Source organism: Chryseobacterium sp. SSA4.19 (assembly GCF_022601875.1).
GTDB lineage: Bacteria > Bacteroidota > Bacteroidia > Flavobacteriales > Weeksellaceae > Chryseobacterium.
This window is the reverse complement of sequence record NZ_JAKVIP010000019.1, coordinates 1-12,821: the sequence shown is the minus strand read 5'-3', so window position 1 is coordinate 12,821 and position 12,821 is coordinate 1. Positions and strand designations below refer to the sequence as shown.

Here is a 12,821-nt window from a genome sequence, read left to right as displayed (position 1 = left end):
TCGTTAAATCTAAAAACCTATTAAATTAAAAGAAGCATGAAAAAGATACTACAAACAGCACTCACTGTAATTGTTATTCTTATCAACGGGCAGAGCACGGCAACCCGTTTTTTCTACGAATTAACCTATAAACCTAATAAGGATTCTGCAAAACTGGAAAAAGAAATGATGGTATTGGATATTGATCAGAACAGATCCCTTTATCAATCCTATAAAAACATTCAGATTGATTCGATAGCAAGTGTAATGATAAAAGAATCTTCAAATACTGGATTCCCGGATTTCAAGAAAATCGGTAATAGACGTACTCAGTTTACGCATCAGATTTCAAAAAGATACCCAATCCGTGAGGTGCTGTATAAGGACCACATTTCCATGGATTATTATTCCTACCGCGAAAATCCGGAGTTGGTGTGGAAAATTTCAGATGAAAAACAGAAGATCGGAACATATAATGCACAGAAAGCAATTGCCGATTTTGCCGGGAGAAAGTGGATCGCCTGGTTTACCACAGAAATCCCTTTCCCGGACGGGCCTTATAAATTTTATGGACTACCGGGATTGATTGTAAAAGTCGGTGATGAAGCAGGGAATTATTCTTGGGAACTGAAAGGCAACGGAAAAATAGATCAAATCGCAGAAGCCTCTTTTGTAGAAGGGTTAATGAGTAAGACAGGATTATTTGTTTCCAAGGAAATCACAAAAGAAAAATTTACAGAAAAATATGAGCAATATAAAAAAGATCCTCTTGCAGGGATGAAACAGATGCTGGGACAGATTCCCTCAGACGTAAAATTATCCGATGAATTTTCATTGTCGAAAGAGATGAGAGCAGCAGAAAAACAAATGAAAGAAAACCTTGCAAGAAATAATAATAGCATCGAGCTTCCCGGCAGAAATAAATAAAAAAAATAAAAACACTTACACATAAAGGGTTTTTACTAAATTTGTGGCAAACGGAAAAAAATGAAAAAATTTTCTTTTCTACTCATCTTCAGCTTATTGCTTTTTACAGCATGCAAAAAAGATCATGTAGATGCTACCAATACCAAAACTTTGCAGTCGAGTATCAATGATATGACGGCAAGCCTTTCTACCATTAAGCAGATTAAATTCAATGAAGCACTCTATATTCTTAAAACTTTTGGCGTAGAGGCAGACGGAGATGTTGCAGAGCTAAAAGCCCTCGGACAGCTTATTAACGGAAAGAAAGTTCCTGAAATTATGGCAATGGCTGACCAGGTTGCACAGAAAAACGGCATTGAATGGGCAAGTAATGCGCCGCCATCCTTAGGGGAAATGAACATCTTTGGCGATGACAAAGCAAAAGAAAGTGACCCGAATGATATAAAAGCCAACTCATTAAGCATTCTCATCAATCCTACCGGAGACGATGGAGCCGGAGCACCGACCGCTTTGCAGATCGTTCCAAGACTGATCGACAATTCAGGGAAGCCCGTAGCGTTTACGGGGGCCGGATTAGAAGCAACCCTTGAGGTATTCAGCAACGGTGTGAAGTTATCGACTGCCAAAAACCTGATGCAGGACAATAATTTTAAGGGATTTAATTTAAAATTCTCCTCTATTCCCGCAGCTAAAGTAGTCGATAATAAAATTGACATCACCGTATCAGTAAAAACAACGGCAAAAACATTCAAAATGACAAAAATCGGGTTGGATGTAAATCCTTCTTTACTGAAAGTTCCGGTTCCGCAGGTAGTAGATTCAACCGCTGTCATTCAGGATCCCGCTGTAATTGATCCGAACAATCCGGGAGCAACCGTACCTTCGGCAACTACAGATCCTAATGCTACGACAACTGTTCCGGCAACACCAAAACAGCCGGTTGTAGATCCTAAAAATGTCGTATCCGGGTTTTTGAATAACGTAAGTTCCCAGAACCTGAAAGCGGCATACGGAGCGGCAAGTAACCCGAGCTGGGGAAGTTATGAATCTTTTTCTAATCCCAACTCAGGATTCGGTGCTGTAAAAAATGTAAGTGTAAAGAATATTTCTTCAAACCTGGCAAATGCGAATGTAGCCAGTGTCAGCGCTACATATGATGTAACCGATAAAAGCGGGAAAACAACTTCGCTAAGAGCTACTTTCGGTCTTAAAAACGTAAACGGAGAATGGAAAATCTCCAGCTATAAAATTAATCCATAAACAGTATGGCGTCACAGGAACTCATCAACAGGCTCGAAGAAAAAATTGAAAACATATCGGATTTTCCTGTTCCGGGAATCCAGTTCAAAGATATTTCACCCATTTTTCTAGATCCGAAACTATATGAAGACGTTATTGCTGATCTGGTTTCTTTCAGTAAGGGAAAAGTTGATGCAGTCTGTGGAATTGAAAGCCGTGGCTATCTTTTCGGAATCGCCATTGCAGTAGCTTTGGAAGTTCCTTTTATCTTAATACGGAAAGCCGGTAAACTGCCGCCGCCGGTTATTTCAGAAAAATATGATCTGGAATATGGAAGCGCTGTTATTGAAACCCGCAGAGGACAGATCAGGCCGGGGCAAAGAATACTGGTGCATGATGATCTTCTGGCGACAGGAGGAACAACAGAAGCCGCTGCAAAATTAGTGGAAAAACAGGGAGCAACAGTTGCACAGTTCAGTTTTCTGATCGGTTTAAAAGATTTAAACGGGGAAGAAAGATTGAAAAGATTCAATGCAGAAGTATATCATATTTTAGAATATTAATCTGTAAAATTATATTTATATTAAACTGTAAAATTATATTTAAAAATGCTTTGTAAATTTCCTTTACAAAGCATTTTTAATAACTGATCATTAATAAATTATACAGCAAGCTTGACATTTGTTTCTTTTTTATCAATAATCCTTACAAAGTATTTTGTAAATCATTCAGAAACAATTAAATTTGCATTTCAATTTTTAATAAATTTATGGCAAAACTTACAAAGAATGCTCATAACGAGCAAGAAGGTAAAGAAACAGTGGAGTTTTTTAAAGATCTTGACAGAGAGGCTTTAAACACAGAAAGATTCCTTGAGAAATATTCAAAACCATTAGGTATTGTTTTTGGAGTGCTGATTTTAGGCGTTCTGGGATTCTTCGGTTACAAACAGTTCGTTGTAGCTCCTAAAAACGCTGAAGCTGTAAAAAGTTTTCTGGCTGCTCAGAAAAATCTTGCTGAAGGCAAAGAGAAAGAAGCGTTGGGAGGTAAATCTGCTGCAAACCCCGGTTTCTTAGGAACTTATAACGAATATTCCGCAACTAATATCGGTAAACTTTCAGCTTACAATGCAGGAATTTTAAAATTTAAAGAAGGGAAATTCCAGGAGGCATATGATCTTTTAGATAAGTTTTCGTCTGATAACAAGACGATGATGGCCATGAAATTTGGAGCTATGGCAGACTCGCAATCCGGGCTTAATAAAAATGACGATGCTTTACAGCTGTTAGACAAAGCAGCTTCAGCTTCTGATGACCCTTACACTACCTATTATTTTACAAGAAAAGCAGGCATCCTGGCTTTAGGATTAAATAAAAAAGCAGATGCTAAGAAATATTTTTCTGCTATTGACGAAAAATACCAGGATTATGACAACGGAATGTCCGATTCTTACATTGAAATGACTAAATATTACTAAATAATGGCAACAGTTAATCTTTCTGATTACAAGCCACTTCATATAACCAATGCCGATGAATTTTCAATCGGCATTGTTTTTTCTGAGTGGAATGATTTTGTAACGTATAATCTTCGTGATGCAGCAGTGGAAATCCTTCAAAAAGAAGGTGTAAAATCTGAGAACATTAAACTTTTTCCGGTTCCCGGAGCTTTTGAACTGAATTATGCCAGCATGCAGCTTTGTAAAGAACGCAAATACGACGCAGTTATCTCGATCGGATGTGTAATACGTGGAGAAACGCCTCATTTCGAGTATGTTTGTTCTGCAGTTGCCCAGGGAATAAAAGATTGTAATATTTTAACAGATACTCCTACTATTTTTTGTGTTCTGACAGATGATACTAAAGAACAGTCAATCGCAAGAAGCGGCGGAGACTTTGGCAATAAAGGTGTGGAAGCAGCCGTAACAGCTTTAAGAATGATCAGCTTCAAAAAAAGTTTATCTGATAAAAAGGGGAATATCGGCTTCGGGCATTCATAATTTGACCGGATCTATATAAATCAAAGAGCTATAAAATTTATAGCTCTTTTTCATTTTCAAAATGAATTTGATCTCTTTTTAGACTTTTAATATTTTTTTAAATATTTATAAAATTTCTAAATAATGTGGTATTTTAGGATTTTATATTGAAGAATTCTGTACAAAAACTATATTTGCAGAAATTTAATAGTCTGTTAATCTTATGTTTCTGCAGAAAATAAAACCTTTTTTATATTTAGGTATTTTTTACCTTGCCGTTTCTTTAATTTTAAGAATTGTATTTTTATTTAATCCTATTACAACAGCAAGCTTCGGGATTCTTGAAATATTAAAAATCTTATCAGTAGGTTTTATAAACGACTGTTTTGTCTTTATTTTAACATGTCCCTTTCTGGCACTTTATTTTTTGTTTTTATCCAATTCAAAATATCAAAAGCCTTATGGCCAGATAATTATCGGATTACTGGCTGTTCTTTTTTTATATATCCTTCTTATCCCGAATAATATTTTCAAACAATATGGCGGTTCTATCGCAGAAATAGCATTAGCTTTTATCGGCTTAAAAATCCTTTTCTTCGGGCTGATGTTTTTTTTACCGGAAAAAAGGCCCAGGATTAGGAATATATTATATTTCATCACCCTTTTTTTATATGTTGTGCTGATCGTTTTTAATGCCGTAAGTGAGTATTTCTTCTACAGTGAATTCGGATTGAGATACAACTTTATTGCAGTAGATTACCTTATCTACACCAATGAAGTGATTGGCAATATTATGGAAAGTTACCCTGTTGTGCCGTTATTCCTGATTATTTTTGCCATCGCCGCTTCAGTTACTCTTTTTATTTATAAAAAAACAAAACCTGAACTGCTGGCGCTTCCGAATCTGAAACAAAAATTTATTTTACTTGGGTCATTTTTTATTTTAGTAGGAATCAGTGTATTCGGCTTGCAGCTCACGACAAAGATAACAGCCTCTACTGTTTTTGAAGAAGAAATCCAGGCCAACGGGTTACCCAAATTTTATTGGGCATTCACCCATAACGAATTAGATTATTTCCAGTTTTATCCTAAAATAAATGAAAAGCTGGCGGAAAAAACTTTCCTAAGGCAGTTTTCTCAACCTGTATTAAAGAGACTGATCACTTCAGATCAACCTGAATTAAAGAAAAATGTTGTCTTAATTTCTATTGAAAGTCTTTCTGCAGATTTTATGCAACATTATGGAAATACGGAAAAACTCACCCCTTTTCTGGACAGCCTGGCAGACCGTTCCCTGATGTTTACCAACCTTTATGCGACAGGAAACCGGACCGTCCGCGGCCTGGAGGCATTGACGCTTTGTATTCCTCCCACTGCAGGGGAAAGCATTATTAAGAGAGAAAATAATAAAAATAAATTCACAACAGGAAGCATTTTCAGATCCAAGGGATATGATGTAAAATTCTTATACGGCGGTTACAGCTATTTTGACAATATGCAGGATTTCTTTGCCGGAAATGGTTATGGAATTGTTGACCGCAATAACTTTAAGCCTGAAGAAATTACCTTTGCAAATGTCTGGGGCGTTGCAGATGAAGATATGGCTAAAAAAGCAATTCAGACCATGAATCAGGAGAACCGATCAGGAAAACCCTTTTTCAATCACTGGATGACGGTTTCCAATCACCGTCCTTTCACCTACCCTAACGGGAAAGTTGATATTCCCGGAGATGCAAAATCACGTGAAGGCGGTGTAAAATATACAGATTATGCATTGCGGAAGTTTTTTGAAATGGCAAAAAGACAGAACTGGTATAAAAATACCGTATTTGTGATTATTGCCGATCATTGCGCTTCAAGTGCGGGGGACACTGAGCTTCCATTAGACAAATACAGAATCCCTGCTATGATTTTCTCAGAAGGTTTTATCGAGCCTCAGCAGTTTACAGAAACCATGTCGCAGATTGATGTCATGCCGACTCTTTTAGGATTATTACATTTTAATTATCAATCTAAATTTTTAGGACAGGATGTACTCATAAAAGAATTCCAGCCTAAAGCATATATTGCCACTTATGAAGACCTGGGATTGATAAAAGATAATTATCTAACAGTAGTTTCTCCGGTCAGAAAAGTGAAGCAATATGCTTTGTCACAGCAAAAAAATAAGCTGAACCCTGTATTCAACATCTATTTTGATGAGGCTCCCCTGAAAAAAGCTGACCAGAATAGAAAACTTATTGAAGAAACGGTTTCTGCATATCAGTCAACATCGTTCTGGCTGAAAAAAAATCAACTTAACCGGTAATTTAGTAATAAAAATTATCATCCATTCATAGATTATCTATTTTAAATTTTTAAATTTACATAAATAACAAACTATGAGATGGACAGACGATAGAAGTGGCAATGTAGAAGACCGCCGCGGACTTGGTGGCGGAGCCGTTGTAGGAGGTGGACTTGGGACCCTTATTATTGCAGCCATTGTATTTTTTCTTGGAGGTGATCCTTCAGCTATCCTATCTTCAGGATCTGGTTCAGGCTCACCAAGAACCGAACAAAGACAACTCAGTGAAAAAGAGCTTAAAATAAGGGAATTCGTACAAATGGTTACGGCTGAAAATGAAGAAACATGGACCAAGATTTTTGCAGATAACGGAATGCAGTATCAGCCGGCAAAGGTAATTCTGTTTGAAAATACCACGCAGTCTGGCTGCGGCACAGCACAAGCAGCAATGGGTCCGTTTTACTGTCCGGCAGACCAATCAGTATACATGGACATGAGCTTTTTTAAAGAACTTCAGACACAATTCGGGGCGCAGGTTAGTGAATTTACCATTGCCTATGTAATGGCACATGAAATCGGTCATCACGTCCAGACACTTATAGGAACCACGCAGAAAGTTGATGAATTAAGGCGAAGCGGACAATATTCCGAAGAAGAAATGAACCGGGTTTCCGTAGCCACAGAGCTTCAGGCGGATTTCTATGCCGGAGTCTGGGCCAAGCAGACCGATGCAAGAGAGAAAATTCTGGAACCCGGAGATATTGATGCAGCCATCAGTGCTGCAGAAGCAGTAGGCGATGACAATATCCAGAAAAGATCTCAGGGATATGTGAATCAGGAAAGTTTTACCCATGGTTCATCTGCCCAGCGTAAAGAATGGTTCATGAAAGGTTACAATACAGGAGACATCAGACAAGGGGATACCTTTAATCAGCTTTTGAAATAGGGTTACCTTTTATAAAAAATAATCCCTGGAGAAATTTCTTCAGGGATTTTATTTTACGGCAATTCAATAGGATTGCTGTTTTTCTTTGCTTCATCTTTTATCCGCTCTTCCATACGTTTTCTCATATCGGCAGGATTTGCATTTCCGCCCATTCTCATTGGAGGTGTTGGTCCGCCACCCTGAGACATAAAAGCCATAGGATCTTCCATGAACTTTTTCTGTTGTTTCAGATAATCTATACGTTTTACTTTAACCGTATTCCCGAATTGGTTTAAGGCAGGAAGTTCTGCAATTTTATAATTTTTCATCAGGTCAAAGGAGTATTCCCCTTTATCATCTTCCACTTTCACGATAAGTCCCGGAAGCCCGTTAAATTTATAAGGTCCGTCAGGATAAGGCAGGTCGGTAGTAAACCAGGCCGTCCATTTTCTGCCTCCAAAGTCAGTTTCGGCTTTTTGTACCTTGTACTCTCCTATTTTCCTCGTTTCAGAAGTAATTTTCCAGTTAATCGGCCTGTCTTCCTCGTAAAGGTAAAAATCTCTGCCAATCCTGTCTTTGAAAGAGGTTTTCTGACTGGCTTTATCTTTTTCAATCGTGTAATTTATATTGGACCTTAAGCCTTCCATTTGTTCCCTGTTAAATCCTCTTGCACCACCACTCCGGAAGTTAGCCTGCATAATAGAGTCTCTTTTAATCCTGTTCTCTGAATAAAACAACGATTTTTCCGGAGAAATATCCAGGTATGCATTTTCAGTTTTGACATCATTTTTATCGGAAGCGTCTGGTTTCATTGTAACCTGATAGACAAATCTATTGGTTTGTGCAAAAACGGTCTGCAAAAACAATATGAAAACAAGCATGCTTAATTTTTTCATTATGTGGCTGATTTATGGTTTTGATTTTGAAATGCCAGCAAAGTTAAAGCCATCAATCATAAAAATTGATAAAATAAAATTGCTAATTTTTATATACTAATTATTGTTCGTATTTTTGCACTATTAAATCATTCTAAATAAATACAATGATAAAAGTATCAGATCAAGCAAAAGCAAAAGCCATCCAGCTGATGACAGAAGAGGGCTTTAACGCAGTTGAAGATTATATAAGAGTGGGCGTAAAAAGCGGAGGATGTTCTGGTTTAGAATATGTTTTGAAGTTTGACAACCAAAAAACAGATACAGATCAAATTTTTGAAGACAATAACATTAAAATTGTTATCGATAAAAAATCAATCCTTTATCTCGCAGGAACCGTTCTTGAGTATTCAGGAGGCTTAAATGGAAAAGGATTTGTTTTTAATAATCCGAATGCATCACGAACTTGCGGGTGCGGAGAAAGCTTTTCCTTATAATTAGAAATCAGAAGTTAGCATTCAGCGTCTCGCAGGACTAATCCCTGAGCTCTATAATCTACAAAAATGAATAAATATACTGAAGACGATCTAAGGGTCGATCTAGAAAATAAAAAATACGAATTCGGCTGGGAAACGAAAATCGATTACGAAGATTTCCCAATCGGTCTGAATGAAGATATTATCCGTGCTATTTCTGCTAAAAAAGAAGAGCCGGAATGGATGACAGACTGGCGTCTGGAGTCTTTCAGAATCTGGAAGAAAATGGAAGAGCCGGAATGGGCAAATATCAAATATACTAAGCCTGATTTTCAGGCCATCAGATATTATGCTGCACCAAAAGCAAAACCGGAGCTGGAAAGCCTTGATGAAGTAGATCCTGAACTACTGGCTACTTTTGCCAAATTAGGGATTAACATCGAAGAACAGAAAAGACTTTCCGGGGTAGCTGTGGATATTGTAATTGACTCAGTTTCTGTAAAAACAACATTCCAGGATACATTGGCAGAAAAAGGAATTATTTTTTGTTCAATTTCCGAGGCTATTAAAAATCATCCGGATCTGGTAAGAAAACATCTTGGAAAGGTTGTTCCGAGAGGTGATAACTTTTACGCAGCGCTTAATTCTGCTGTGTTTTCTGACGGAAGCTTCTGTTATATTCCGAAAGGCGTAAGATGCCCGATGGAATTATCTACTTACTTCCGTATCAATCAGGCCGGGACAGGACAGTTTGAAAGAACGCTTGTAATTGCGGATGAAGGAAGCTATGTTTCTTATCTGGAAGGATGTACGGCACCATCAAGGGATGAAAACCAGCTGCACGCAGCAGTAGTTGAGCTGATCGCCCTGGATAATGCTGAAATTAAATATTCTACCGTACAGAACTGGTATCCGGGGAATGAAGAAGGAAAAGGAGGGGTTTTTAATTTTGTAACCAAAAGAGGGCTATGCGAAAGAAAAGCAAAGATCTCCTGGACTCAGGTTGAAACAGGCTCTGCCGTAACCTGGAAATATCCTTCCTGTATCCTGAAAGGTGATGGGTCCATTGGTGAGTTCTACTCTATTGCTGTAACCAATAACTATCAGTATGCCGATACCGGTACAAAAATGATCCATATCGGAAGAAATACCAAATCAACGATTATTTCAAAAGGTATTTCTGCGGGAAAATCTCAGAATTCATACCGTGGTTTGGTAAAAGTAATGCCTTCTGCCAAGGGAGCGAGAAACTTCTCACAATGTGACTCCCTGCTGATGGGTAATGAATGCGGAGCTCATACGTTCCCTTATATTGAGATCAAAGATCCGACAGCACAGCTGGAACATGAAGCGACCACTTCGAAAATCGGGGAAGACCAGATTTTCTACTGTAACCAGAGAGGCATCGATACAGAACGAGCTATTGCCTTGATTGTAAACGGGTTCAGCAAAGAGGTTCTTAATAAGCTGCCTATGGAATTCGCTATTGAAGCTCAGAAACTGCTTGAAATTTCTTTGGAAGGTTCTGTGGGATAGATCTTAAAGTTTAGTATGAGGTATAATTATCATTCTAAGCGTAATAATACGAACGATAAATCTAAAACAGATTTCTCTTTCGAAATGACAAATAAAAAATATAAAGAGGTAAGTATAATTTCGATTTAATCATTACCAAATTATCATATCAAAACTATGTTAAACATAAAAAACCTACACGCCAGAATTGAAGACGGCGCACAAATCTTAAAAGGGATTAATCTTGAAATAAAGCCGGGTGAAGTTCACGCCATTATGGGACCGAATGGAGCCGGAAAATCTACACTCTCTTCCATCATTGCCGGAAAAGAAGATTATGAAGTAACAGAAGGTGAAATTATATTTGATGGTGAAAATATCATTGAAGACGCTCCGGAAGAAAGAGCGCACAAAGGAATTTTCCTTTCTTTTCAGTATCCGGTAGAAATCCCGGGTGTTTCTGTGACCAACTTTATAAAAGCGGCATTGAATGAAAACAGGAAGGCCAACGGATTGGAAGATATGCCCGCAAAAGAAATGCTTGCGATGATCCGTGAAAAATCTGAACAATTAGGGATTAAAAAAGATTTCCTTTCAAGATCGCTTAACGAAGGATTTTCAGGAGGTGAAAAGAAAAGAAACGAGATCTTCCAGATGATGATGCTGAATCCTAAGCTGGCTATTCTTGATGAAACAGATTCGGGATTGGATATTGACGCTTTAAGAATCGTTGCAGATGGTGTAAACGCTTTCAAAAGCGAAGGAAACGCAGTTCTTTTAATTACCCATTATCAGAGATTGCTTAACTATATTCAACCTGATTTTGTACACGTTTTAGCCAACGGAAGAATCATCAAAACCGGTGACAAGTCCCTTGCACTGGAGTTGGAAGAAAAAGGATACGACTGGCTTTTAAATTAATTAAAAGATTCAGGGATGAAAGGCAGATATTTAATGCTGCTTAAAAAATTCCCGGATATGACCGATTTCAGCCTAATAAAAAGAAAAAAATGGTGCAAACCACAGATATACCAGTAATGGCATTAAAAGAACAGATTACAGAAAACCATTATGCTTTTTTGGAGAGCCTTCGTCATAGGTTTTTGGATGAAGATCGAAAATTGGCTCTGCAAAGATTTGAAAACATAGGTTTTCCAACCAAAAAAGACGAAGAATACAAATATACCGGCCTTAAGGAAATTACTGAAAAGGAATATAATTTTTTCCCTACAGAAAATCATAACATCACCAAAGAGCAGCTGGACCAGCTTCATCTGGGCGAAGAAAACTTTGACCGGATTACTTTCGTAAACGGCAAGCTTCGCAAAGAGCTGTCAAAGGTTTCCATTGAAAATGTTGAATTTCTTTCATTTAATTATGCCTTGAATGATGAAAAGCACAGAGACGTTTTTGACACCTATTTTAATACGATTGCTTCAGATAAATCTGCTTTTACAAATTTGAACCAGGCATACTGCAAATATGGTTTTTTTCTGAAAGTTCCTAAAAATGTAGTGATCGAAAAACCGATCCATATTTTTTATATTTCTCAGAACCAGGAAGAAAACACGTTCTATAATACAAGAAACTTACTTATTGCTGAGGAAGGTTCTAAAGTGGAAATTATCGAAAGTCATCATAATTTTGACAGCACTTATGTATTGACCAATTCCGTGACAGAAATTTTCACGTATCCAAATGCAAAGGCAGACTGGCATAAAGTACAGAATGACAATGATACTTCATATCTTATCGACAACACTTTTGCCAAACAGGAAAAAGACAGTTTAACCACTGTAAATACATTTTCTTTCGGAGGTAAGCTGGTAAGGAACAATCTGGATTTTATTCATAACGGATCGAATATCAATTCATTTATGAACGGAATTACGATTATCGGAAAAGATCAGCTGGTAGACCACCATACGGCAGTTCACCATAATTTCCCGAACTGTGAAAGCTATCAGAACTATAAAGGTATTTTCAGCGGAAAATCCCATGGAGTTTTTAACGGAAAAGTCTTTGTAGATCAATTGGCTCAGAAAACCAATGCGTATCAACAGAACAACAACGTTTTATTAAGTGAAGGTGCTGTTATTGATACGAAACCCCAACTGGAAATTTTTGCTGATGATGTAAAATGTTCCCATGGTTGTACGGTAGGTCAATTGAATGAAGATGCCTTATTTTATCTGAGGGCAAGAGGAATCTCTAAAAAAGAAGCCCAGGCGTTGCTTTTGTATGCTTTTGCCAATGATGCGATGCAGAACATTGACATCGAACCTCTAAAAGAAAAAATTTCAAAGCTCTTAGCTGAGAAACTGGAAGTTGATATAGAATTTTAACCTATATAGTTGATAATAAATAACGGCTGTTTCAAGGATGAAATGGCCGTTTTTTATGGCTTAGATTCTTGTACAAAAGGTTTTTTCTGTTAATGATATCAATATAAATCTTTACTTCACTATTTAATTGGCCCTTGTCATAACTTTAGAATTTCTTGCAGTTAATTTTTCCAACCTCACAATTTCACTTATTCGGTTGACACTCTCCCACAAAGTGTGTAAGTTAAAAAGTCAGGGCTTAGATTTTATAATCTGAGCCTTTCTTCAAAAATAAG

12 protein-coding genes are annotated in these 12,821 nt (G+C 37.4%); 11 read left to right on the top strand and 1 reads right to left on the bottom strand.

The features are described 5' to 3' along the window. The first annotated feature begins 36 nt into the window (after positions 1-36). The 7 genes from MKJ01_RS13450 (at position 37) to MKJ01_RS13420 (ending at position 7,356) form a co-directional block, all read left to right on the top strand. Positions 37-906: a GLPGLI family protein gene (locus tag MKJ01_RS13450; RefSeq protein WP_241614614.1), complete on the top strand. Its 870-nt coding sequence runs from the start codon at positions 37-39 to the stop codon at positions 904-906. 60 nt (positions 907-966) lie between these two features. Then, a complete protein-coding gene (locus tag MKJ01_RS13445; protein ID WP_241614613.1) occupies positions 967-2,166 on the top strand; it encodes a hypothetical protein in 1,200 nt (399 codons plus the stop codon). A 5-nt stretch (positions 2,167-2,171) separates the two neighbouring features. Further along, the gene (locus MKJ01_RS13440; RefSeq protein WP_241614612.1) at positions 2,172-2,708 is read left to right on the top strand and encodes an adenine phosphoribosyltransferase; all 537 of its coding nucleotides are present in this window, start codon (positions 2,172-2,174) and stop codon (positions 2,706-2,708) included. A 206-nt stretch (positions 2,709-2,914) separates the two neighbouring features. Then, the gene (locus MKJ01_RS13435; protein ID WP_241614611.1) at positions 2,915-3,622 is read left to right on the top strand and encodes a hypothetical protein; all 708 of its coding nucleotides are present in this window, start codon (positions 2,915-2,917) and stop codon (positions 3,620-3,622) included. Positions 3,623-3,625: 3 nt separating this feature from the next. Continuing rightward, on the top strand, positions 3,626-4,144 hold the full coding sequence (ribH, locus tag MKJ01_RS13430) for a 6,7-dimethyl-8-ribityllumazine synthase (RefSeq protein ID WP_241614610.1): 519 nt from the start codon (positions 3,626-3,628) through the stop codon (positions 4,142-4,144). A 202-nt stretch (positions 4,145-4,346) separates the two neighbouring features. Further along, entirely contained in the window at positions 4,347-6,431 is a 2,085-nt protein-coding gene (locus tag MKJ01_RS13425; protein ID WP_241614609.1) for an LTA synthase family protein, read from the top strand. Positions 6,432-6,504: 73 nt separating this feature from the next. Next, a complete protein-coding gene (locus MKJ01_RS13420; RefSeq protein WP_241614608.1) occupies positions 6,505-7,356 on the top strand; it encodes a neutral zinc metallopeptidase in 852 nt (283 codons plus the stop codon). A 53-nt stretch (positions 7,357-7,409) separates the two neighbouring features. Here the strand turns inward: MKJ01_RS13420 and MKJ01_RS13415 are convergent, their stop codons facing one another. Beyond that, positions 7,410-8,231: a GLPGLI family protein gene (locus MKJ01_RS13415; protein WP_241614607.1), complete on the bottom strand. Its 822-nt coding sequence runs from the start codon at positions 8,229-8,231 to the stop codon at positions 7,410-7,412. A gap of 146 nt (positions 8,232-8,377) precedes the next feature. On the opposite strand from MKJ01_RS13415, the gene MKJ01_RS13410 reads away from it, so the two are divergent. The 4 genes from MKJ01_RS13410 (at position 8,378) to sufD (ending at position 12,546) form a co-directional block, all read left to right on the top strand. After that, entirely contained in the window at positions 8,378-8,707 is a 330-nt protein-coding gene (locus MKJ01_RS13410; RefSeq protein ID WP_241614606.1) for an iron-sulfur cluster assembly accessory protein, read from the top strand. A 66-nt stretch (positions 8,708-8,773) separates the two neighbouring features. Next, a complete protein-coding gene (gene sufB / locus MKJ01_RS13405) occupies positions 8,774-10,222 on the top strand; it encodes a Fe-S cluster assembly protein SufB (RefSeq protein WP_241614605.1) in 1,449 nt (482 codons plus the stop codon). A 156-nt stretch (positions 10,223-10,378) separates the two neighbouring features. Then, a complete protein-coding gene (gene sufC, locus MKJ01_RS13400) occupies positions 10,379-11,122 on the top strand; it encodes a Fe-S cluster assembly ATPase SufC (protein WP_241614604.1) in 744 nt (247 codons plus the stop codon). 116 nt (positions 11,123-11,238) lie between these two features. After that, positions 11,239-12,546, top strand: a complete 1,308-nt coding sequence (gene sufD, locus MKJ01_RS13395; RefSeq protein ID WP_241632654.1) for a Fe-S cluster assembly protein SufD — start codon at positions 11,239-11,241, stop codon at positions 12,544-12,546. Positions 12,547-12,821: the final 275 nt, after the last annotated feature.

Coding starts and splice junctions, on each gene's coding strand:
- MKJ01_RS13410 (WP_241614606.1), top strand. CDS start 8,378: ATGATAAAAGTATCAGATCAAGCAAAAGCAAAAGCCATCCAGCTGATG.
- MKJ01_RS13445 (WP_241614613.1), top strand. CDS start 967: ATGAAAAAATTTTCTTTTCTACTCATCTTCAGCTTATTGCTTTTTACA.
- MKJ01_RS13440 (WP_241614612.1), top strand. CDS start 2,172: ATGGCGTCACAGGAACTCATCAACAGGCTCGAAGAAAAAATTGAAAAC.
- MKJ01_RS13450 (WP_241614614.1), top strand. CDS start 37: ATGAAAAAGATACTACAAACAGCACTCACTGTAATTGTTATTCTTATC.
- sufB (WP_241614605.1), top strand. CDS start 8,774: ATGAATAAATATACTGAAGACGATCTAAGGGTCGATCTAGAAAATAAA.
- MKJ01_RS13425 (WP_241614609.1), top strand. CDS start 4,347: ATGTTTCTGCAGAAAATAAAACCTTTTTTATATTTAGGTATTTTTTAC.
- ribH (WP_241614610.1), top strand. CDS start 3,626: ATGGCAACAGTTAATCTTTCTGATTACAAGCCACTTCATATAACCAAT.
- MKJ01_RS13420 (WP_241614608.1), top strand. CDS start 6,505: ATGAGATGGACAGACGATAGAAGTGGCAATGTAGAAGACCGCCGCGGA.
- MKJ01_RS13415 (WP_241614607.1), bottom strand. CDS start 8,231: ATGAAAAAATTAAGCATGCTTGTTTTCATATTGTTTTTGCAGACCGTT.
- sufC (WP_241614604.1), top strand. CDS start 10,379: ATGTTAAACATAAAAAACCTACACGCCAGAATTGAAGACGGCGCACAA.
- MKJ01_RS13435 (WP_241614611.1), top strand. CDS start 2,915: ATGGCAAAACTTACAAAGAATGCTCATAACGAGCAAGAAGGTAAAGAA.
- sufD (WP_241632654.1), top strand. CDS start 11,239: ATGGCATTAAAAGAACAGATTACAGAAAACCATTATGCTTTTTTGGAG.